Raw genomic sequence first — 20,295 nt, 5'->3', positions numbered from 1 at the left:
AGAAGATCTGTATAAAATGGAGGATGATTTTTGATGAATAACCATAGTTTAGTTTTATTAAGATTTGCAGGTGTTTTTGGGTTAATCGGAGCAATCCTTGGCGCACATATGGCTGGATCGGGGGCATATGCTTTCCGTCCTGTCCATGCACATATCCTTGTTGTTGGCTGGTTATCACTTTTTGGATGGGCCGTTTTCTATAAAGTGTTTCAGACGACCGAGACCATTTTAACGAGAATCCATGTTTGGAGCGCTATTATTGGTTCTGTCGGTCTATCTGTAGGTATGTGGTTATATATGGTTAAACCATTTAACTTGCCGGAAGGTGTTACACTCTCCTTATACATTGGTGGCGGTGTGGCATTACTTGTAAGTTTCATGATGTTTTTTCTTCTTACATTATTTTATAAGAAATAAATAAGCCGCCATGTCTGGCGGTTTTTCAACTTTTAAAAATAAGGTGAATCCGTTATCCATCCATAAACAACATCATTTTCAACCTTGTGTAAATGATTCTCCACTTTTTAAGAAGTGAGGATTTTGTCATGTATGGCAATAAATTCTTCGCTATCCTCGTTATATTGCTTCAAGCGCTTCTGCACCATTTATAAATTAGTTTCCCTTTCCTCTTTATAAAAGAGTATACGTTTTTGTTGTGGAGAAAACTTCCTAATTTCAAGAAATTAGTCGATAAATTTCCATTGAAACCGAACGTATATTCGAGTATTATGATGGATAGGATAAGAACAAACGTTCCTGTTTTTAGGAGAGGATAGATAGGATGGATAACCACATGATGCCAGAAATACGAATTTTGTGTATAGATGACTCCTCCTAAGGATTACAGGAGTAATGAAAATTTGAAATAAACACGAATATGAAGGGCATTAAAAATGAGTATTCATTATTTATGCTTATTTCTTGTAGGTATCCACTGAAAGGACGGATAAGGATGAAGCAAGCCCCTCTAGTTATGGAAGAGGATCTTCAATTGGTGAAAGAATACGTCCTCCTCCCTATTCTACTGGATGTTTTAGAAAGCGATATTACAAAATTCCGAACAGCAAAATTAAAGATGAATGATATTTACGAAAAAAGCCTAAGGCAAGTACAAGATCAGATTATTACTAAGATGGCCGAACTCCGAAAACAGATGCGCGAACGAGGAATAAAAGTGTATGAGCAGCAACAGAACAAATTATTCGTTGAGGCTCATTATTTGTGCAGAGGCTACCATCACAAGTTCTCCATGCTTTGGAATCTAGTAAGGGCGGAACAATACAAATGCTTAAATATGTATTTGCACATTGATTTGAGGAAGAAAAGATGAATAACGACAAGAAAAAACGAATTGTCATGCTGGCGGATTGTCAGTCATTTTATGCGAGTGTTGAAAAAGCGGCTCACCCAGAATATGCCAATCGACCGCTTGCTGTTGCGGGAGATCCAGCTCGTCGCTCAGGAATTATTCTTGCTGCATGTCCTTTAGCAAAACAATACGGTGTGACGACAGCAGAAAGTCTTGGCGAGGCACTAAAAAAATGTCCTGATTTAGTGCTCGTTCGCCCGCATATGCAAGAATACATCAACGTGTCTCTGCAAATTACAGAGATTTTTCAATCTTATACGGATTTAGTTGAGCCGTACAGTATTGATGAACAATTTTTGGACATCACAGGAAGTTTAAAACTGTTTGGTAATCCCATTAAAATTGCTACAAGTATTCAACAAAAAGTAATGAACGAAACGGGAATATATATACGGATTGGAATGAGTGAAAATAAAGTGCTCTCAAAGATGGCATGTGACAATTTTGCTAAGAAGAACCATTCAGGTATCTTCACTTTACACAAGGAGGAATTGCAAGAGACTCTTTGGCGGCTGCCAGTTCAGCGAATGTTCATGGTAGGTTCTAGGATGCGTCAGCATTTGAAAGGAATGGGGATTTTTACAATTGGGCAGCTGGCACAAACGCCATTATCAAAATTGAGGGAGAAATGGGGCGTTAACGGTGAGGTGCTGTGGCTTATTGCTAATGGGCAGGATTTCTCCCCTGTCAAACCAGCTGCCCATGATGTACAAAAAGCAATTGGACATCAGATGACTCTTCCATTTGATTTTTGTACACTTGATGAAATTAAGGTGCCTTTATTAGAACTTTCTGAGCTAGTATGTCAGCGGATGCGAGCGAAAGGGTATATGGGATGGGTCGTCTCAGTAGATTGTCAAGGAGCAGATTTTAATCACCCCCACGGCTTTCACAGACAAATGAAATTGTTCGATCCAACCAATCTGACAAATGAGGTGTACGAAGCAGCAACAACATTATTTCAAAGGAACTGGGATGGCCAGCCGATTCGAAAGATTGGGATTACGCTCAGTCAACTTATAAGCGATCATGAATATCAGTTAACCTTATTTGATAATCGTGAGCAAAAGTTATTATTGGAAAGGACGATTGACCGCATGAAAGAAAAATACGGGAATGCCGTAATTATGAGAGCATCTTCTTTAAAGCGCTTCGGTCAAGCAAGAGAGCGAGCGCAAAAAATTGGAGGGCATACGAAATGAGCAAAAAACTACAAGGAAACGGTTTGTTCGAATCATCAAGAATGATGCTTCCAGAGCATAAGGAGGCTTTTATCCTGCATCAGAAAAGCTTGCAAAAGAAAGTACGTCCACTAATTGACGATCAAGAAAAAGAGCGACTCTCTCAGATTATTTTCGAAGCTATGCATGATAGGAAGGAGGTTATTTTCGTTTTATTTGAGGAATTTAACGATAGAGAATTAAGAGGGATCGTAGTGAAAGTAGATCAGCAACAGAAAAAGATACAACTTACTCAAGAGGATACCTTCGTTTGGATAAATATAGCTGATATTATTGATGTCCTGTTTTGAATGGGGATAAATGAGGATATGAATAAACTAGAAATAAAGACAATATTTACTCAAAATTAATGCAATCATGTCTATTGAAAAATCCTTAATTAAGTCGATAGATAAGTATAAATAATAAATCATTTTCTATCGGAGGAATAAGATGAATGCCATACAACAATTAAAATTAATGGATTTGAAAAGTAAGAACAAATTAATGCTCTCTGTTTATTTAATTTCCACGATTATCGGATTGTTTGGGGCTGTGGCATTAGATGCCACTTCAATAACAAGTATCATTTATCTTATTCAATTAATCGTTTATCCAATTGTCTATTTTATTGCAAACAAAAGTAAGAAGGAAATCATCTTTCCGTACATTATTGTTATTGGTATGAACATAGGAACGATCATCCCTACTTATATATATGGCGGTAGTTTATCGGGTATCATAAGCGTATTCTTCTTTACCATTTTTGCTGCTGTTCAATTCAAAAAAGATTTATTTGGTATTGGTTTTGGCTTCGGGATATTTATTCTTATTTATAATTGCTTTTTCCCTTCGGAATCGTATGTCTATCTAAAAGAAGAATTTGCTGCATTTTTAATGGTTTATTTATTGTCTAGTGTCCTTCTAACAGTATTAATCTATTTAAATGATAAGCAATACAAAAAGCTTATCGAATATATCGATCAAGCAGAATTAAATGAAAAAGCACAGGCAGAACAAAAAGTGAAGCTTGAGAAAGAGTTATTTACAATTGCCGATACGTTAAGTAAGCTGAATGGAAAAGTTCAGATTAGTGTTGCTTCACAAGATGAAATGAGAATTGCAATAAATGAAGTGTCAGCAGGCAGCCAAGTACAAAGCGAACAAATCACGGGAATTTCCAGTAATGCTCATAATAATTTAATTGTTTTGAAGGAAATGAATGAGTCAACGAGAGAACTGATTGAAGAATCGATTCAATCAAGTATTGCTGCTGATGAAGGTCAATTGAAGGCTAAGCATCTAATAGGTGAGATGGATAACTTACAAACAGTTATTCATGCACTTAATGAAAACTTTCTAACATTAACTCAAAAAATAGAGGAAACCAATCAATTTGCCCATCAAATTCAGCAAATTACAGAACAAACAAATTTACTGGCATTAAACGCTTCAATTGAGGCCGCTCGAGCAGGTGAAGCGGGGAAAGGCTTCTCCGTCGTTGCAGAAGAAATAAGAAATTTAGCTGATACAACGAAAAGAATTACCATTAAAATTACCGAAAACCTTATAGAGGTTAATAAGACAAATGAATTAGCTCAAGGAAATATGCAAACGAGCAGTGTGAATTTAAAGCAAAGTGTTGAATCATCCAAAGAAGTAGACGATAAATTCTCTGAACTGAATGCCATGCTGAATAAGGTAAATAAAAAGTTTCAAGAGTTTGACTCTCTAGCTAAAAGGGTAGGGAAAAACAGTGAAGATGTAGAATCATCAACGAATGAATTTGCTGCAATCATTGAGGAAGCAACTGCAAGCCTACAGCAAGTAAGTGCATCGATTGATGAGATTACCGCAGATAATCATTTAATCGCAGAATATATTCAACAAACAGTAGATAGTACAGAAAATATTAAGCAATCATTTAATTAAGGAATGTATAGATGAATGAGGAGAGTGTGATTGGAAATGATGCCAATCTAACTCTCCTTTTACTCTTATTCATGCATGAACATTCTTTTATTCTTCAGTAGGCTTCGGAGCACGAACAACTGATTCAAACACCCCTTTATGGCTTCCATCACAAAACGGAGCATTAGATGTTCTCCCACAGCGACAGAGCGAAAATGACTGCTTTGTGACAAATGAATTTCCTTCCCCATCAATGAGTTCAACATCACCTGTAATACGATAAGATCCATTATCATTCACTTTAATCGTAATCTTTGACATACATATCCACTCCTTCATAAAATTGTCATATTTCTCTTGATGTTATAAGGTAAACGAAAAAAAAGCAACAAAAAGGGTATGTATACTAAATTATGATAAAATAATGCAGTAAGGAGGTTATATGATTGGAAATTATCGTAACCGAAAAAGCAGCAAATAAAATAGAATCGAAATTGGCTAACAAAAATGGCTACTTGAAGCTTAAATATGATACAGAGGGCTGCGGGTGTGTAGTAAGTGGTGTATCAGCTCTTTGGCTAGTAAATGGACTAGAAGTTGAGGATCATGAGATTAAAACAAATATAGGCAGTATCTACATTGAAAAATCAAAGGAAGTCTTTTTCGAAGAATCAATGACAATCGATTTTTCAGAGAAGGCGAATTGCTTTCAATTAAAAAGCCCGAACCAATACTTAAATCCAAGAATGAGTTTGTATGACAGGACAGACAGTTAAATAACTTTAAGTAGAAAGTGAAACTTCTAGCAAGGGACTCTCCTAAGAAGTTTCACTTTTTATTTTCTGAAAACTGTCACATGAGTAGACAGTTATGTGTCTTAGAGGAAGAAGAGAAGAAAGCATTACTAGAGATTGCAAAGACAATCATAAATTAAGCTTGTTTTCGTAATTTTATCCAGAAAATTCAAAAACGAGGCATGTTCCTTCACTTAGCAACATCTAATGGTAAAGATGTTGCTAAAGTGGGGGGACAGATGTGAAACAAACATGGCCGATCATATTGATTCTTTTTTTATTGTTGACAGCTTGCAGGGCGGTACCAATAAATAAAGTAATCGAAGAGGAAATTCCTTTTAATGTAAAGGAAGTCATCCATAAAGAAAAAGTGAGAGACGGCGTGATTCTGTTGTATACAACAAGACAGAAAAATGAAAAGAAAGAGGAATTCGATGCGGTCACAGTAGCCTATCTAAAGGGGAATGAGAAGGATGGGTGGGAAAATGCCGGGCATAATCATTGGGAATTTGGTGAAGATGAAAGATTGACCGTCTTTAAAAATGTTTTCTATGATTATGATTCCAGGGGAGGATTGGAAAATAGAATCCCCGTTATTTATGGGCAAATAGAGAAAAGTGATATTAGCCTAATTGAAGTAGTAGGGAAAGAAGAGTTGAAAAGGGCAAGGATTATTGAAAGGGAGAGCGGCCGCTACTTCTTAAAAGTAGGAGAGTATGAGTTTGCTAGGGGAGTATCTACAAACGTGAGCAATGAAGTGTATCTGGAATAGAAATGAGGCATATGAACGTCTAAGCCTCATTTCCATCAACATATTCCTCTAAAAATTCATCAATGACCTTTTCATAGTCATCCTTATTTTCATTCAAAGATTGCGCATGGACTCCATTGGCAGCAAGGAAGAGCTTTTTGGGGCCTTTTTTTAAATCATACAACGCTTTAGACATTGTTGGCAAAATAAAATCGTCCTTTTGGCTATGAATAAAGAGGATCGGTTTTTGGATATTTTCAATAACTGAAATAGGAGAGACATCTTTAATGGAATACTTCTGCCGCATGCGCAAAAATAAATCACCAACAGGCAGAATAAGCTTTGGCGGAAGCTTTAATTCTCTTTTAATTTGGTAAGTAAGCTGTTCCCTAAAGTCAGAAAAAGGACAGTCGGCAATATAAAAATCTGCTCCATCCTCAAGCATGCCTGCATATAGCAGCATGGTTGCTGCCCCCATTGATTCACCATGAATGCCTATCTCAATATTTGATCCATATTCTTCCTTTAGCCAATCGACAATGGTCTTTAAGTCGAATTTTTCATAATGGCCAAAGCTTGTCGTTTTTCCGCCGGACTCCCCATGACGGCGATGATCATAAATTACGGCATTAAATCCGCGTTCTAAAAAGAGCTGCATATATTTAATGGAATTCATTTTATTTTCCGTTACACCATGAGAGATAATTATGAAGCGATGATTGTTATTTGGATTGATTATCACTGTTTTGAGGTTGTAGCCAAAAGGAGAAGGAATGAGAATTTCCTTCTTTGGAAGTCCTTCATATTCCATCAAATCGAGCCGTCCAGCTTCTTGTTCCCGATCCAAGATAAATTGATCTTCTTTCTTCCTCATGTACATAAGCCGATTTGTAAAATAAATACCAATGGAAGTGAGAAAGAGAAGGAAAGAAAGAAGGTAGCGAATAATACGAAGCAGTCTTTTCATGTCCCATCCCCCTAATATTCCTTTTCTTTATTTTACCATTTTAGTGGAATTTAAAACATGAACTCAGCTTAAAATGGGGGAAATAAAAAAGGGGAGGTCTAATCCCGTCCCCTTAATAAAAGCACAAATCCGGTAGCCAAGCGTTCCTAAAGTATTATTGCTTTGAATTTTGACGCTTTGTCGGATGAATCGCTTTTTCTAATTCTTCAGCAGCAATTGTTTGGTTTACTGTATCACTATTCGGCTTTCCCTTTTGGCTGAAGCCTTTATCCCTTTTTTGACTCATAAAAAAATCCCCCCTCTAATATGATTCACCTAATAAGATGGATGATAGAGGAGGAATTTATTCATTAGCTAACGGTTTTGTTGCTGAAAACGGTAATATGTACTATCGATTGCTCGTGATAAATGTGGCTGAACAATCGAAATGGCCTCAACTAATTTATCTAAATCTATATTCGTCTGAATGCCCATACGTTCAAGCATGTAGACAACATCCTCAGTAGCTGCATTTCCAGAAGCCCCTGGAGCAAATGGACATCCGCCAAGACCACCAGCTGATGTATCAAAACGGTCAACCCCAGCTTGTAATGCAGCAAAAATATTGGCGAGGGCTATCTTTCTCGTATCATGGAAATGAGCAGTCAATAAGGTATTCGTAAATTCCTTCTTCAAGCTGCTAAATACGGCAAAGGATTCATGCGGTACAGCCAGGCCAATTGTGTCAGCTACACTTAGCTCATCAACCCCTGCCTCAACAAATTGCCTGCATAAACGCATCGTATCTTCCAATTCTATTTTTCCTTCATAAGGACAGTAAAAGGCAGTAGAAATACAAGCACGGACGAAGTATCCATTCTCTTTTAATTCATGAATAATTGGGATGAGCTCAAGCATACTTTCCTGCGTCGATTTATTGATGTTCTTTTGATTAAATGTATCACTGACCCCAACAAAAACAGCAACCGCTTTGCAATCAGTTTTATAAACTCTGTCTATTCCTTTTTGGTTCGGAGCTAAAACGATGTTCCTTGTTTGATCATCAAGGCAATCGGCGACAATTTCAGCGGCATCAGCCATTTGTGGAACCCATTTTGGTGATACGAAAGAAGTAAGCTCTATTTCCGTTAAACCAGCGTTTCTCAAGCCTTTAATAAAATCCTTTTTAACCGAAGTTGGGATAAAAGCTTTTTCATTCTGCAGCCCATCACGGGGACCAACTTCAATGATTGTTACTTTTTCAGGCAATTGCAGCGTCATGTTTTTCTCTCCAATCACATAGTTTATAAGGGTAGGATTTAAGCTGTAAACGATTACAAATAAATTAAGAAAGTATAACTTTTGAGACAGAGAACTGTCTAGCGCAAGCATCCTATCTCCTATCAAACTTCAGGTCTTCTCGGCAACGATTGCGCAAAAGCAGTTGCTCACGCTCACCGTGTTTCCTTTAACGAGAGGAGAAGCCTTCCAGTTTGTACGGCCGAGACCTTAGGTGCATGCGCTTTTCTTAATCAAAACTGAGCGACCGCTCTTCTATTCTCTTATTTTATTCTGTTTGTTTTTCAAAAAGCAAGAATAATAGAAATTTTGACATAATAAAAGGATTTCTATGATTTTTCGCGAAATATTAGTAGTGATATGGGATTGAAAGGATGAGGGATATGACACAAACAGAAGTAGTTATTGTAAGTGCTGTAAGAACAGCGATCGGCAGTTTTAACGGAAGTCTAAAGGATGTTTCTGCTCCAGAACTAGGGGCAATAGCCATCAAAGGCGCACTTGAGAAAGCGGGTTTGAAACCTGAGCAAATAGATGAGGTTATCTTAGGAAATGTACTTCAAGCAGGCATTGGCCAAAACCCTGCAAGACAGGCAGCACTTAAAGCGGGACTTCCTGTAAGCGTTTCCGCGATGACAATTAATAAGGTTTGCGGATCTGGCTTAAAGGCCGTTCATTTGGCAACACAGGCAATTATCGCAGGGGATGCAGAAATTATTGTTGCCGGTGGCGTGGAAAATATGAGTCAGGCACCATACATATTAAAAAATGCGCGCAATGGCTTCAAAATGGGTGACCAGAAGCTGATCGATACAATGACTTCTGACGGCTTAACATGTGCATTTAACGATTATCATATGGGGGTGACTGCAGAAAACCTCTGTGATAAATACGAATTAACAAGGGAAGAGCAGGATGAATTTGCTGCAGCCAGTCAGACAAAGGCAGTAAATGCGATAGAAGAAGGCAGATTTAAGGATGAAATTGTTCCTGTTGTCATTCCGCAAAGAAAAGGAGATCCGATTATTTTTGATACGGATGAATATCCGAAAAAAGGAACAACAGCTGAGAAATTAGCAAAACTGCGGCCAGCATTCAGAAAAGACGGCAGCGTAACAGCTGGAAATGCGTCAGGCATAAATGACGGAGCAGCTGTGCTTGTCGTAATGAGCAGAAAGAAGGCCGACGAGCTAGGACTTCAGCCATTAGTTGTCATTAAAGCCAATGCAAGTGCAGGAGTCGATCCGAGCATTATGGGAATTGGACCAGTAAATGCAGTAAAAAAAGCATTAGAAAAAGCAGCGGTATCAATGGAAGACTTAGAGCTAATTGAAGCAAACGAAGCGTTTGCAGCCCAATCACTTGCCGTTGACCGAGAGCTTCACTTTAATAAAGAAGTATTAAATGTCAATGGCGGTGCCATTGCCTTAGGCCATCCGATTGGTGCAAGCGGCGCTCGAATTCTTGTTACATTAATTCATGAAATGCAAAAAAGGCAGGCGAAAAAAGGTCTTGCCACTCTATGTATCGGCGGTGGCCAAGGAGTCGCAACCATTGTCGAGCTAACTTAATTCACTAACACAAGCAATTTTCATTTTTTATATAAATAAACGTTCTCAAACGAGGGGGAGAATGACGTGAAAACAATTTGTACTTCCTTTAATGAAGCAGTGAAGGATATTCATGATGGCGCTGTGTTAATGGTTGGCGGATTTGGTCTTTGTGGCATACCTGAAAACTTAATTCTTGCATTAGTGGAAAAAGGTGTCAAGGATTTAACAGTCATTTCGAATAACTGTGGTGTCGATGACTGGGGGCTTGGCTTACTTCTAAAAAATAAGCAAATAAAGAAAATGGTCGGCTCTTATGTTGGCGAGAATAAAGAATTTGAAAGACAAGTGCTTTCTGGAGAGATCGAAGTGGAGCTGCTTCCTCAAGGAACATTAGCTGAAAAAATCCGTGCTGGCGGAGCAGGAATCCCAGCCTTTTATACGCCTGCTGGAGTAGGAACACCAATCGCTGATGGGAAAGAAACAAAGAATTTTCATGGAAAAGAATACTTACTTGAAGAATCATTGATTGCTGATTTCAGTTTGGTGAGAGCGTGGAAGGCCGATAAAATGGGTAATCTCGTCTATCACAAAACAGCTCGAAATTTTAATCCGATGATTGCTGCGGCAGGGAAGGTAACAATTGCTGAAGTAGAAAATCTGTACGAAATCGGTGAGCTAGATCCAAACGGTATTCATACCCCGAGTATTTATGTTCAAGCATTGATAGAAGGAAATCAGGAGAAACGAATTGAAAGGCTAACAGTGCAAAAGTAAAAACGCTTTAGGAAGGAGACGCTGCAATGACTAATGATAAAGCTGCTGTTCGCGAAAAAATTGCTAGACGTGCTGAGAAGGAAATTGAAACGGGCTTTTATGTTAATCTTGGGATTGGCATGCCAACACTTGTAGCTAACTATATTTCAGATGATAAAGAAGTGGTACTACAATCAGAGAATGGCTTGCTTGGCATTGGTCCATACCCTACGAATGAAGAAGTGGATCCTGATTTAATTAATGCGGGCAAGGAAACGGTGACAGCCATTCCGGGATCAGCTTATTTTGACAGTGCCGAATCCTTTGCGATGATCCGTGGCGGGCATGTGAATATCGCCATCCTTGGCGGTATGGAAGTTTCAGAAAAAGGTGATCTTGCAAACTGGATGATTCCTGGGAAGATGATTAAGGGAATGGGCGGTGCGATGGATCTTGTCCATGGTGCGAAAAAAATTATTGTCATTATGGATCATACGAATAAAGATGGAGAGTCAAAAATTTTAAAAGAATGTACACTTCCGCTGACAGGAAAAGCAGTTGTGAATCGTATTATTACAGAGCGGGCAGTCATTGATGTAACGGAATCAGGCTTAAAGCTTGTCGAAGTTGCAAAAGGCTACACGGTAGAGGAGATTATCCAATCGACTGGAGCAGAATTACAAGTAGATGAGAATGTACTGACAGAAGCTTATTAATCTATTTCGAAAAGTGCAGTAGTAAATGCTGTGCTTTTCGTTATTTTTAGGAGGAGAGATGTATGAATTTTTCATTTATAGGCATTGATCATATTCAGCTAGCCGCACCAAAGGACTGTGAGGAACAAGCGCGAGCATTCTTTGGGGGCATTCTTGGACTGAAAGAAATCCCGAAGCCTGAAAACCTGCAAAAACGTGGAGGCTGCTGGTTTATGTGTGGAAACCAAGAAATACATATTGGTGTGCAAGAAGATTTTCATCCTGCGAAAAAAGCTCATCCTGGATTTGTCGTAGAAAATTTATCAGTTTTGCGCGAAAGCTTGGAAAAGCACGAGATTCGTATAAAAGAGGAACCGCCAATTGAGGGAAGAAGCCGATTTTTCGTTGATGATCCATTCGGCAATCGGATTGAGTTTCTCGAGTTTTTGCGATGAAAATGATATAATAAATCGTAAATTATTAGTATGAGGGGATTTCAATGAAAAAGAAAAAACAGCAGACCCAGCCTAAAAAGGCGGATAAGCCAGTAACACTTGGCGATATGCTAAACCAAGAATTAATGGAGAAATTAAAGGATACAAAGCAGCAATTAAAAGCGGCTGAAGATAAGCAAAAAGAAGAGGAAGAACAACGCAAAAAAGAAGAAAGACGCTTGCGCGAAAAGAACAAAAGCTTTGAAGAATTGCTTGGTGAAAGCAATATGAATTGGAAGGAATTTAAATAAGCAGGAATATGTCACACATTATATTAAAATTAGTACATCATTTATATAAAGTGGTGTACTTTTTGTTTTTAAGACCTCTTAAATAACCTTATTAACAACTAATAAAGCCAAACCTAAGTGTTGAAAATATCAAAAGGAAAAACGTAAAGATTTCAAAAGGGAACTTATACAACAAAAAGAAAACGTCAATATCTCCTATAATGACTAATAAATGCAAAAAATCTGAAAATTATTTTTTTACATACTTATTTAGTGTGGTTAAAAGCAACTTGGTTTTTTTCATGTTTTCTTCAGATAAAATTTTTTTATTCCGTGATTTTTCTGTTAAAATAATAAGTTCTTCTAGTTCCTTTGCATCATTTTTAATAGTGTTGTTTTTTAACATAAAATCTAGTGTGTTTATATATTTATGTAATTTTTCATATAATTCAATTAATGTAGTACTATCTTCTGCTGGAATGGTATTACTATTATTTAAGGAAAGAATATAAGGAAGCGTTTTATTATTATTTAATAAGTAGAGTTCGATCATACCCTCAATTTTTTCAGGTTGTTCTTCCTCCACAACTTGAATTAATAAGTATTTAAACAGATACAATTCATTATCATGAAATGTATCTAGGGTATCGAGAATAGTACTGTTTACAATTTCGAGATTATTATTCATTCTGGCTTCGCTACAGCCTGTTAGCGTTAAACAATATAAAATTATTGCAAAGTAAAAAATCCTTTTAGATCTGTTCACTTTATCACTCCTACTTAATATTTTCCCCCATTTAAAACTAAGGATTGAGTAATTACCGAATTGTTAATTTAAATACTCTACTTACATATATATAAACTGATTAGATAATTTATGTGTTTTTCTGAATGCTTTTGGAGTCATATGTAGTAAAAAAAAGATAGATGAAAACAGGTACTATCTTTCCTGTTTATCTATCCTTTCCTTTCACCGATGCTCTTCATACTGATTCATTTTAGTAATGGACTGAATAATCGAAAGTTCCTCTTCTGAGAGTGGGTTCGTCTGCACCGCCTTAGCATTTTCTTTCATCTGCTCAACCTTGCTTGCACCTGCTATTACTGAAGAAATCGCTGGATGAGCTAGATTATATTGAAGGGCGATTTCTGTCATTGTACGGGAATCGGTAAGCTTTTCTTTTAATAGTGGGAGGATATGATTTAATTCTTCGAAGCTATAATCTAAATATCCCTTTTCAGAAGCCATCTCTAGCATTTTGTTGCTTAATAAACCTTTTGCCAGTGGTCCTCGGGTAACTACGCTAATGCTATTTTCTAAAAGAAGTGGCAATAGCTCTTCCTCTGGACGGCGATCTAACAGGCTGTATTGCATCATGACCGAGACCATGTTTGATTTTTTCATGTATTCACGAATGACATTTGGCCTAATCGATGAAAGGCCATAATAGCGGATAAAGCCCTCGTCCTTTAACTCCTCGAAAGCTTCGATTGTTTCATCAATGGGATCTTCCTTCGTGCCGCCATGAAGCTGATACAAATCAATATAGTCTGTGCCAAGTCTTGTTAAGCTCTGTTTAACTGCTTCCTTTATATGTTTTTTTGATGGATCCCAGCTCCAGCCATCTTTATTCTCATTCCAGCGGTTTCCTGCTTTCGTAGCAATAATGACCTTGTCTCTTATAGGCTTTAGCACTTGTCCGACAATTTGCTCATTTTTCCCATAGTCATAAAGGTCGGCAGTATCGAAATAATTAACCCCTTCTTCTAATGCTGCTTCGATAACAGCTTGAGCATGTTTTGGATTTGTACTAAGCGACATACACCCTAAGCCAAGTTCACTTACGTATAAATCTGATTTCCCTAATTGTCTTTTTTTCATTTCTCTAGCCCTCGATTTCATTTTCTTCTAGTTTATAAAATAAACAAATGGGATTGCAATGAAAGAGGTTTAATTCTCTTTTTTCGAACAGGAATGAACCCAGTCCTTCAATAAATGATGATCCTTGCTATATTCCTTTAATTTCGCACGAATTTCCCAAGCTTTCCCGACGAGTACAATGCCTTTCTCATGTACATAAATTCTCATAGCCAACTCCTCCAATTAAAGTATGATAATATGTATGAGAAAACATATTCGGAATAGAACGGGAGTGCCATGAAAGATGAGTCGCCTAGAAGAAAAAACAATTAAAACAGAGAAAATTTTTAGTGGCAAAGTGATAAGCCTTCAAATAGAGGATGTAGAATTGCCAAATGGAAACACCTCAAAACGTGAAATCATTAAGCATCCAGGGGCAGTTGCTATTCTAGCGTTAACAGATGAGAATAAAATTGTCATGGTGGAGCAATATAGAAAGGCATTAGAACGAACTATTATTGAGATACCTGCAGGAAAGCTCGAGCTTAATGAAGATCCAAAAACTTGTGCTATAAGAGAATTAGAAGAAGAAACAGGGTATAGCTGTAAGGAATTGGAGTTGCTTATTTCCTTTTTCACATCACCTGGATTTGCAGATGAAATCGTTCATGTATATCTTGCAAAAGGCTTAGTAAAGAAGGAAAATGCAGCATCCCTTGATGAGGATGAATTTGTTCATTTAATGGAGATCACATTAGAAGAAGCAGAGCGTTACATAAGAGAACAGAAAATATATGATGCAAAAACCGCTTATGCTGTCCAATATTTACAATTACAGAAGGCGTTGAAGTAAGAAATGAATCAGTATTACTCAGATCTGCATATTCATATCGGAAGAACAAAAACAGGGAAACCAGTAAAAATAACGGGAGCAAAGTCTCTTACCTTTACGAATATTATCGAGCATGCAAGAAATGAAAAGGGCTTGAATATTATTGGAATTATTGATTGCCATTCTCCTGAAGTGATCTTAGAAATTGCTGAGCTGATGGAAACAGGAGATGTAATCGAGCATCCAGAAGGTGGATTGCAATTTGGCGATTTAACGATCATTCCAGGGTCAGAGTTGGAAATTTATGATGAGAATTGTCATGGGCCTATCCATGTACTCTGTTATTTTGCCACTTTGGATAAAATGAAAAGCTTTTCGATGTGGCTATCTAATCATCTGAAAAATATTACACTCAGCTCTCAGCGAATTTATGTCTCAGGCCGAGAACTGCAATTAAAGGTGAAAGAGCTGGGCGGTTTATTTATTCCTGCCCATGTGTTTACCCCTTTTAAAAGTCTGTTCGGAAAAGGGGTCATTCACTCATTAACTGAAGTGTTTGATAAAAACCTGATCGATGGAATTGAACTGGGGTTAAGTGCAGATACAGCAATGGCAGACCAAATTAAAGAATTGCATGAGTTTTCCTATGTAACCAATTCGGACGCTCATTCTCTGAAAAAGATTGCCAGGGAATATCATGTTCTGCAAATGGCAGAGCCAACCTTTAATGAACTGGAAAAAGCATTGCATAAAATAGATGGACGCAAAGTCAAAGCGAATTACGGCCTTGACCCGCTCCTTGGAAAATATCATCAGACCGTATGTTCCAAGTGCTTTACTCCGTTTGATCCAGAAAACGGTGTATGCAATCATTGCGGCAGCACGAAGTATATTAAAGGAGTGGCCGATCGAATTACCGAACTAAAAACAGCAAACACATCACCTGTGAATCGCCCGCCATATATCCATCAAGTGCCGCTTGAATTCATTTCAGGTCTTGGACCGAAAATGCTTGGGAAGCTGCTTGATCATTTTGGAACGGAAATGGCGATTTTGCATAAAGTTCCTTTAGCAGAACTAGAGCAGATCATTCCAGCAAAAACAGCAGAATTGATCATCAAAGCACGTGAAGGGAAACTAAGCCTATCTGCCGGCGGTGGCGGGAAGTACGGAAAAATTGCAGAATAACAACAAATGCGGAAGCACCTTGCTCACCCCCGACAAGCATAAGACGAGTCTCTTGAAAGGTGTTCTTTTCCTTTCTAAGAGACTTGACTTATATCCAAGAGGGGTAGGTGCTGCAGCTGAACGTAAACAAAATATTTCCTATGATCTAGTTCCCGATAATGGAGCTAGATTTTTTTTGTCATACATCCGAAGGACAAGCATACAATTTACTAATAATCAGAGCTTGCAGGAGGATCGCAATGAGAAAAAAAATGTACCAGAACGTCGTCGCAAATCATTTTCGTGAGCATTCCTCAATTTATTTATTTATAGTTGTGTTATTTTTAATTGGTGTTATATTTGGTGCGATTATTGTTAATAGTCTTAGCTTTACACAGAAAGAAGATTTATTTTTTTATCTTTCTCAGTTTTTTGGACAAGTTTCAGATGGAAATGTAGCTGGAGCAACCGACTTATTTAAGCAAAGCTTCTTTCATAACACAAAATTTATTGGTTTAATGTGGATTTTAGGCATTTCAATTATTGGTTTGCCAGTTATTTTGATTCTATTGTTTATGAAAGGGATGGTTGTTGGATTTACGGTAGGGTTTCTCGTAAGTCAAATGGGCTGGGATGGATTTCTGCTTTCATTTGTCACTGTTTTGCCGCAAAACTTAATTATTATTCCTGTCTTTATCATTGCTGCAACGATTTCTGTTTCTTTCTCATTAAAAATGATTAGTAGGCAGTTTCAGAAAAAGGTTGGTCATCCGATGCTGCCGATGCTAGGCAGATACATGTTTACTTTTGTTGTTGCAATCCTTTTCTTGTGTGCTGCTGCAAGCATTGAAGCCCTAATTTCTCCAATCTTGATGAAATCAGTTATCAATTCTTTTTAATGATAAAATCAAGCTATAAATAATAATCAGGCGGATAAACTAAAAATGTTTATCCGCTTTTATCATTTACTGTCGAAAACAAACGCTTTATTTTCGATAATAATTATTATATAGTAATATATATAAAGTGTTATTTGTAATAATTTTATTTTGAATCTAATGCTATATCTGTTATAATGAGAATGTTAGTGGCGAGGGAGGAACTTCGGATGGAAAGTAGAATTGATAGAATAAAGAAACATTTGCATTCGTCAAGCTATAAATTAACGCCTCAACGTGAAGCTACTGTTCGCGTGTTATTAGAAAATGAAGAAGACCATTTAAGTGCGGAAGATGTCTACCTCCTGGTAAAAGAAAAATCGCCTGAGATCGGTTTAGCAACTGTATATAGAACGCTTGAATTATTAACAGAATTAAAGATTGTCGATAAAATTAATTTTGGTGACGGTGTTTCTCGCTATGATCTTCGTCAAGAAGGTGCAGCACACTTTCATCATCATTTAGTTTGTATTGAGTGTGGTGCAGTTGACGAGATTCAGGAAGACTTGCTAGAGGATGTAGAAGAAGTTGTGGAACGAAGATGGAATTTTAAGATTAAAGACCATCGTTTAACCTTTCATGGGATATGCTATCGTTGTCATGATACAACTAAAAACGAAGAATCAGAAAAAATTGAACAAAAATAATAACGAAACCTTTTCTAAAATCGGAAAAGGTTTTTTGTTATCCTTTTTGTGAAATGAGGTCCTTCTAGTTTGTATGGCAAGACCTTAGGCGCTTCCGCTTTTGATTCGTCTAGCTCCAGCGCCAGCGCCTATCGCCTACCAAACTTCAGTACTTCTCCGCAGTGATTGCGTCAACATCGGTTCGTACCTCACCGTGTTTCCTTTATCTTAGTCGAAGTCCTTCCAGTTTGTACGGCGATGACCTCAGGCGCTTCCTCTTTTGATAATTTCAGGTATAATTCTTGTCCAAATTGGCATATCTTTTAATATAAAGATCATGTGGAGGACGTATGAATGAAATCCTGGCTAAAGATGACGTTGCAAACAATCAAGGTGTTCGTGCTTTTCACTGGATGCACAATCCTTTTTTATTATGGTATTATGTGGTTAAATGAAGAATATCAGGATTATCACCGTTATGAGGAGCCACAGGGGACTGCTGTAAAGGTATCTTCGAGTGGAACCAGTGATGGTTCAGCTAACTGGTTGGATCGGTTAATTCTGTTCTATTTAAATGGGGAGTAGTGTCGGAAATGAAGGATGAATTGAAGGATTTCATTCATTATTTAGTTGTAGAAAAAGGATTGGCAAAGAATACAATTATTTCGTATGAACGAGATTTAAAAAGTTATGTAAAGTATTTAGATACGGTCGAAGCAATTAATAATTTGAATGATGTTCAACGAGTTCAAATTGTACATTTCCTTAAAATGTTAAAGGAACAAGGGAAATCTTCCAAAACGTTGGCAAGGCATATTGCATCTATACGAGCTTTTCATCAATTTCTGCTGCGTGAAAAGACAGTGGAGCAGGATCCAACTGTGCATCTAGAGTCACCACAGCAGGAAAGAACATTGCCAAAGGTTTTAAATATGCAAGAGGTGGAAATCTTATTAGATTCCCCAAAGGCGGGAGATCATTATGGCTTGCGTGATAAAGCAATGCTGGAGCTGTTATATGCAACAGGCATCCGAGTAAGTGAATTAATTGGACTAAAGTTAGGTGATGTCCATTTAACAATGGGGTTTGTTCGTTGTATAGGGAAAGGGAATAAAGAACGAATTATTCCAATTGGGAAAACAGCTGCACAAGTGCTTGATCGCTATTTACAAGAGGGAAGAAGCCATTTTGTTTCTAAAAAATATAGGGATGATGCACTATTTTTAAATCATCATGGACGAGGATTAACAAGACAAGGTTTTTGGAAAATCTTAAAAAGGCTAGCAATGGAAGCTGGTATTGAAAAGGATTTAACACCACATACATTGCGACACTCATTTGCAACCCATCTACTTGAAAATGGAGCGGATCTACGGGCCGTTCAGGAGATGCTCGGGCATGCAGATATATCAACAACACAAATATATACTCATGTAACAAAAACAAGATTAAAAGATGTGTATAGTCAATTTCATCCAAGAGCATAAAAAGCTGCCATAAATAATTTGGTAGCTTTTTCTTTCATTTTTTATTGATATTAGGTAAAATGTAGATGTCAGACTTCTGACGTATTTTTAAAAAGATCATTGTGATAAACACAATTATAAGGGGTAATCTATTAATATCCAATTGCTAATGTAACCGCATTCATCTACAGTAGGAGGAATTAAAATGGATTCATATGCATACAAAAGGATTTTTGTCGTAGTAATGGACTCAGTTGGGATTGGTGAAGCGCCCGATGCTGAGCAATTTGGGGATAAAGGGGCAGATACATTCGGTCACATTGCTGAAAGAATGAATGGCTTACATATGCCGAATATGGGGAAGCTTGGGCTTAGTAATATTCGTGAAATTAAAGGAATTGAAAAAGCAGAGAAACCACTTGCTTATTATACAAAAATGCAAGAAGCCTCAAATGGAAAAGATACAATGACTGGTCATTGGGAAATCATGGGTTTGAATATTCAAACACCATTTCAAGTCTTTCCTGACGGCTTTCCACAGGAATTAGTTGCTGAAATCGAATCACGCACAGGCAGAAAGATTATTGGCAATAAGCCTGCTAGTGGAACGGAAATTCTAGATGAGCTTGGTGAAGAACATATGAAGACGGGCGCATTAATTGTCTATACTTCAGCTGATTCAGTTCTCCAAATTGCTGCTCATGAAGAAATCATTCCACTGGAAGAACAATATCAAATTTGTCAAATTGCCCGTGAATTAACACTGGACGAAAAATATATGGTTGGTCGAGTCATTGCAAGACCATTTATTGGACAACCTGGCAGTTTCAAACGAACTTCCAATCGTCATGATTATGCATTAAAGCCTTTTGATCGTACAGTCATGTCTGAAATGAAGGATGCTGGATTGGATGTCATTGCAATCGGAAAAATTTCAGATATTTTTGATGGTGAAGGTGTAACAAAATCCTTGCGTACGATCTCAAATATGGACGGAATGGATAAATTAGTTCAAACATTTGATATGGACTTTACAGGATTAAGCTTTTTAAATTTAGTTGATTTTGATGCATTATATGGCCATAGACGCGATCCAGAAGGATACGGAAAAGCGCTTGAGGAGTATGATGCACGTCTGCCAGAAGTATTTGAGAAAATGCGTGAAGGCGATCTACTGATGATTACAGCTGACCATGGAAATGATCCGGTACATCATGGAACAGATCATACGAGAGAATATGTTCCTCTACTTGTTTATGCAAAAAATAATGAAAATGGAAAAGAACTGCCGATAAGAGAAACGTTTGCCGATATTGGTGCAACGATTGCTGATAATTTCCAGGTGAAAATGCCTTCATATGGAAAAAGCTTTTTAGCAGATTTGAAATAG

General features: G+C 37.5%; 26 protein-coding genes. 19 read left to right on the top strand and 7 right to left on the bottom strand.

All coding sequences use genetic code 11. From position 1 onward, the window contains the following. The first annotated feature begins 33 nt into the window (after window positions 1-33). The 5 genes from J2Z40_RS06540 to J2Z40_RS06520 all read left to right on the top strand — a co-directional run bounded on the left by J2Z40_RS06540 (window position 34) and on the right by J2Z40_RS06520 (window position 4,521). On the top strand, window positions 34-417 hold the full coding sequence (locus tag J2Z40_RS06540) for a hypothetical protein (protein WP_066395716.1): 384 nt from the start codon (window positions 34-36) through the stop codon (window positions 415-417). Between the two features lie 535 nt (window positions 418-952). Beyond that, entirely contained in the window at window positions 953-1,330 is a 378-nt protein-coding gene (locus J2Z40_RS06535; protein WP_066395715.1) for a YhjD family protein, read from the top strand. Beyond that, the gene (locus J2Z40_RS06530; RefSeq protein WP_066395714.1) at window positions 1,327-2,571 is read left to right on the top strand and encodes a DNA polymerase IV; all 1,245 of its coding nucleotides are present in this window, start codon (window positions 1,327-1,329) and stop codon (window positions 2,569-2,571) included. The genes J2Z40_RS06535 and J2Z40_RS06530 overlap by 4 nt, the downstream gene beginning before the upstream one ends. Continuing rightward, a complete protein-coding gene (locus J2Z40_RS06525; RefSeq protein ID WP_066395713.1) occupies window positions 2,568-2,900 on the top strand; it encodes a YolD-like family protein in 333 nt (110 codons plus the stop codon). The genes J2Z40_RS06530 and J2Z40_RS06525 overlap by 4 nt, the downstream gene beginning before the upstream one ends. A gap of 142 nt (window positions 2,901-3,042) precedes the next feature. Next, the gene (locus J2Z40_RS06520) at window positions 3,043-4,521 is read left to right on the top strand and encodes a methyl-accepting chemotaxis protein (protein ID WP_066395712.1); all 1,479 of its coding nucleotides are present in this window, start codon (window positions 3,043-3,045) and stop codon (window positions 4,519-4,521) included. Window positions 4,522-4,608: 87 nt separating this feature from the next. On the opposite strand, the gene J2Z40_RS06515 is transcribed toward J2Z40_RS06520, so the two are convergent. After that, window positions 4,609-4,821, bottom strand: coding sequence for a CDGSH iron-sulfur domain-containing protein (locus J2Z40_RS06515; protein ID WP_066395711.1), 213 nt, complete (start codon window positions 4,819-4,821; stop codon window positions 4,609-4,611). 125 nt (window positions 4,822-4,946) lie between these two features. Between J2Z40_RS06515 and J2Z40_RS06510 the strand changes: the two genes are divergently transcribed. Together J2Z40_RS06510 and J2Z40_RS06505 are read left to right on the top strand one after the other, a co-directional pair. Continuing rightward, window positions 4,947-5,276 (top strand): iron-sulfur cluster biosynthesis family protein, encoded by a 330-nt coding sequence (locus tag J2Z40_RS06510; protein ID WP_066395708.1) that lies wholly within the window; start codon window positions 4,947-4,949, stop codon window positions 5,274-5,276. 259 nt (window positions 5,277-5,535) lie between these two features. After that, window positions 5,536-6,066 (top strand): hypothetical protein, encoded by a 531-nt coding sequence (locus J2Z40_RS06505; RefSeq protein WP_066395706.1) that lies wholly within the window; start codon window positions 5,536-5,538, stop codon window positions 6,064-6,066. Between the two features lie 19 nt (window positions 6,067-6,085). Here the strand turns inward: J2Z40_RS06505 and J2Z40_RS06500 are convergent, their stop codons facing one another. The 3 genes from J2Z40_RS06500 to J2Z40_RS06495 form a co-directional block, all read right to left on the bottom strand. After that, window positions 6,086-7,012: an alpha/beta hydrolase gene (locus J2Z40_RS06500; RefSeq protein WP_425351367.1), complete on the bottom strand. Its 927-nt coding sequence runs from the start codon at window positions 7,010-7,012 to the stop codon at window positions 6,086-6,088. Between the two features lie 154 nt (window positions 7,013-7,166). After that, window positions 7,167-7,298: a hypothetical protein gene (locus tag J2Z40_RS19975; RefSeq protein WP_281064448.1), complete on the bottom strand. Its 132-nt coding sequence runs from the start codon at window positions 7,296-7,298 to the stop codon at window positions 7,167-7,169. Between the two features lie 68 nt (window positions 7,299-7,366). Beyond that, window positions 7,367-8,272, bottom strand: coding sequence for a hydroxymethylglutaryl-CoA lyase (locus J2Z40_RS06495; protein WP_066395703.1), 906 nt, complete (start codon window positions 8,270-8,272; stop codon window positions 7,367-7,369). A gap of 401 nt (window positions 8,273-8,673) precedes the next feature. Here J2Z40_RS06495 and J2Z40_RS06490 point away from each other — a divergent pair, with 401 nt between their 5' ends. The 5 genes from J2Z40_RS06490 to J2Z40_RS06470 all read left to right on the top strand — a co-directional run bounded on the left by J2Z40_RS06490 (window position 8,674) and on the right by J2Z40_RS06470 (window position 12,036). Beyond that, window positions 8,674-9,861 (top strand): acetyl-CoA C-acetyltransferase, encoded by a 1,188-nt coding sequence (locus J2Z40_RS06490; protein ID WP_066395700.1) that lies wholly within the window; start codon window positions 8,674-8,676, stop codon window positions 9,859-9,861. Between the two features lie 66 nt (window positions 9,862-9,927). Then, window positions 9,928-10,617, top strand: coding sequence for a 3-oxoacid CoA-transferase subunit A (locus tag J2Z40_RS06485; RefSeq protein ID WP_066395697.1), 690 nt, complete (start codon window positions 9,928-9,930; stop codon window positions 10,615-10,617). Window positions 10,618-10,643: 26 nt separating this feature from the next. Next, window positions 10,644-11,312: a CoA transferase subunit B gene (locus J2Z40_RS06480; protein ID WP_066395696.1), complete on the top strand. Its 669-nt coding sequence runs from the start codon at window positions 10,644-10,646 to the stop codon at window positions 11,310-11,312. A 62-nt stretch (window positions 11,313-11,374) separates the two neighbouring features. Next, window positions 11,375-11,746 carry a VOC family protein gene (locus J2Z40_RS06475; RefSeq protein ID WP_066395693.1) on the top strand — a complete coding sequence of 124 codons (372 nt, stop codon included), beginning with the start codon at window positions 11,375-11,377 and terminating at the stop codon, window positions 11,744-11,746. 44 nt (window positions 11,747-11,790) lie between these two features. Then, on the top strand, window positions 11,791-12,036 hold the full coding sequence (locus J2Z40_RS06470) for a YqkE family protein (RefSeq protein ID WP_066395690.1): 246 nt from the start codon (window positions 11,791-11,793) through the stop codon (window positions 12,034-12,036). A gap of 229 nt (window positions 12,037-12,265) precedes the next feature. On the opposite strand, the gene J2Z40_RS06465 is transcribed toward J2Z40_RS06470, so the two are convergent. The 3 genes from J2Z40_RS06465 to mciZ form a co-directional block, all read right to left on the bottom strand. Beyond that, window positions 12,266-12,781, bottom strand: a complete 516-nt coding sequence (locus tag J2Z40_RS06465; protein ID WP_066395688.1) for a hypothetical protein — start codon at window positions 12,779-12,781, stop codon at window positions 12,266-12,268. A gap of 204 nt (window positions 12,782-12,985) precedes the next feature. Further along, window positions 12,986-13,897 (bottom strand): aldo/keto reductase, encoded by a 912-nt coding sequence (locus tag J2Z40_RS06460; RefSeq protein ID WP_066395686.1) that lies wholly within the window; start codon window positions 13,895-13,897, stop codon window positions 12,986-12,988. A 69-nt stretch (window positions 13,898-13,966) separates the two neighbouring features. Next, window positions 13,967-14,104, bottom strand: a complete 138-nt coding sequence (gene mciZ / locus J2Z40_RS06455) for a Z-ring formation inhibitor MciZ (protein WP_083953920.1) — start codon at window positions 14,102-14,104, stop codon at window positions 13,967-13,969. A 76-nt stretch (window positions 14,105-14,180) separates the two neighbouring features. On the opposite strand from mciZ, the gene J2Z40_RS06450 reads away from it, so the two are divergent. The 7 genes from J2Z40_RS06450 (at window position 14,181) to deoB (ending at window position 20,295) form a co-directional block, all read left to right on the top strand. After that, on the top strand, window positions 14,181-14,729 hold the full coding sequence (locus tag J2Z40_RS06450) for an NUDIX hydrolase (protein ID WP_066395684.1): 549 nt from the start codon (window positions 14,181-14,183) through the stop codon (window positions 14,727-14,729). 3 nt (window positions 14,730-14,732) lie between these two features. After that, entirely contained in the window at window positions 14,733-15,896 is a 1,164-nt protein-coding gene (locus J2Z40_RS06445) for an endonuclease Q family protein (protein ID WP_066395683.1), read from the top strand. 239 nt (window positions 15,897-16,135) lie between these two features. Next, window positions 16,136-16,774, top strand: coding sequence for a stage II sporulation protein M (gene spoIIM, locus J2Z40_RS06440; RefSeq protein WP_066395682.1), 639 nt, complete (start codon window positions 16,136-16,138; stop codon window positions 16,772-16,774). Window positions 16,775-16,983: 209 nt separating this feature from the next. Beyond that, window positions 16,984-17,460 carry a ferric iron uptake transcriptional regulator gene (gene fur, locus J2Z40_RS06435; protein WP_066395676.1) on the top strand — a complete coding sequence of 159 codons (477 nt, stop codon included), beginning with the start codon at window positions 16,984-16,986 and terminating at the stop codon, window positions 17,458-17,460. A gap of 333 nt (window positions 17,461-17,793) precedes the next feature. Beyond that, the gene (locus tag J2Z40_RS06430) at window positions 17,794-18,024 is read left to right on the top strand and encodes a YqzK family protein (protein WP_066395674.1); all 231 of its coding nucleotides are present in this window, start codon (window positions 17,794-17,796) and stop codon (window positions 18,022-18,024) included. A gap of 8 nt (window positions 18,025-18,032) precedes the next feature. Next, window positions 18,033-18,926, top strand: a complete 894-nt coding sequence (gene xerD / locus J2Z40_RS06425) for a site-specific tyrosine recombinase XerD (RefSeq protein WP_066395671.1) — start codon at window positions 18,033-18,035, stop codon at window positions 18,924-18,926. Between the two features lie 184 nt (window positions 18,927-19,110). Further along, the gene (deoB, locus tag J2Z40_RS06420) at window positions 19,111-20,295 is read left to right on the top strand and encodes a phosphopentomutase (RefSeq protein ID WP_066395668.1); all 1,185 of its coding nucleotides are present in this window, start codon (window positions 19,111-19,113) and stop codon (window positions 20,293-20,295) included.

Source organism: Cytobacillus eiseniae (assembly GCF_017874625.1).
Classification (GTDB): Bacteria; Bacillota; Bacilli; order Bacillales; family Cytobacillaceae; genus Cytobacillus; species Cytobacillus eiseniae.
This window is presented reverse-complemented; position numbering and strand designations above follow the sequence as displayed.

Coding starts and splice junctions, on each gene's coding strand:
- J2Z40_RS06540 (WP_066395716.1), top strand. CDS start 34: ATGAATAACCATAGTTTAGTTTTATTAAGATTTGCAGGTGTTTTTGGG.
- J2Z40_RS06535 (WP_066395715.1), top strand. CDS start 953: ATGAAGCAAGCCCCTCTAGTTATGGAAGAGGATCTTCAATTGGTGAAA.
- J2Z40_RS06530 (WP_066395714.1), top strand. CDS start 1,327: ATGAATAACGACAAGAAAAAACGAATTGTCATGCTGGCGGATTGTCAG.
- J2Z40_RS06525 (WP_066395713.1), top strand. CDS start 2,568: ATGAGCAAAAAACTACAAGGAAACGGTTTGTTCGAATCATCAAGAATG.
- J2Z40_RS06520 (WP_066395712.1), top strand. CDS start 3,043: ATGAATGCCATACAACAATTAAAATTAATGGATTTGAAAAGTAAGAAC.
- J2Z40_RS06515 (WP_066395711.1), bottom strand. CDS start 4,821: ATGTCAAAGATTACGATTAAAGTGAATGATAATGGATCTTATCGTATT.
- J2Z40_RS06500 (WP_425351367.1), bottom strand. CDS start 7,012: ATGAAAAGACTGCTTCGTATTATTCGCTACCTTCTTTCTTTCCTTCTC.
- J2Z40_RS19975 (WP_281064448.1), bottom strand. CDS start 7,298: ATGAGTCAAAAAAGGGATAAAGGCTTCAGCCAAAAGGGAAAGCCGAAT.
- J2Z40_RS06495 (WP_066395703.1), bottom strand. CDS start 8,272: ATGACGCTGCAATTGCCTGAAAAAGTAACAATCATTGAAGTTGGTCCC.
- J2Z40_RS06490 (WP_066395700.1), top strand. CDS start 8,674: ATGACACAAACAGAAGTAGTTATTGTAAGTGCTGTAAGAACAGCGATC.
- J2Z40_RS06480 (WP_066395696.1), top strand. CDS start 10,644: ATGACTAATGATAAAGCTGCTGTTCGCGAAAAAATTGCTAGACGTGCT.
- J2Z40_RS06475 (WP_066395693.1), top strand. CDS start 11,375: ATGAATTTTTCATTTATAGGCATTGATCATATTCAGCTAGCCGCACCA.
- J2Z40_RS06470 (WP_066395690.1), top strand. CDS start 11,791: ATGAAAAAGAAAAAACAGCAGACCCAGCCTAAAAAGGCGGATAAGCCA.
- J2Z40_RS06460 (WP_066395686.1), bottom strand. CDS start 13,897: ATGAAAAAAAGACAATTAGGGAAATCAGATTTATACGTAAGTGAACTT.
- mciZ (WP_083953920.1), bottom strand. CDS start 14,104: ATGAGAATTTATGTACATGAGAAAGGCATTGTACTCGTCGGGAAAGCT.
- J2Z40_RS06450 (WP_066395684.1), top strand. CDS start 14,181: ATGAGTCGCCTAGAAGAAAAAACAATTAAAACAGAGAAAATTTTTAGT.
- J2Z40_RS06445 (WP_066395683.1), top strand. CDS start 14,733: ATGAATCAGTATTACTCAGATCTGCATATTCATATCGGAAGAACAAAA.
- spoIIM (WP_066395682.1), top strand. CDS start 16,136: ATGAGAAAAAAAATGTACCAGAACGTCGTCGCAAATCATTTTCGTGAG.
- fur (WP_066395676.1), top strand. CDS start 16,984: ATGGAAAGTAGAATTGATAGAATAAAGAAACATTTGCATTCGTCAAGC.
- J2Z40_RS06430 (WP_066395674.1), top strand. CDS start 17,794: ATGAAATCCTGGCTAAAGATGACGTTGCAAACAATCAAGGTGTTCGTG.
- xerD (WP_066395671.1), top strand. CDS start 18,033: ATGAAGGATGAATTGAAGGATTTCATTCATTATTTAGTTGTAGAAAAA.
- deoB (WP_066395668.1), top strand. CDS start 19,111: ATGGATTCATATGCATACAAAAGGATTTTTGTCGTAGTAATGGACTCA.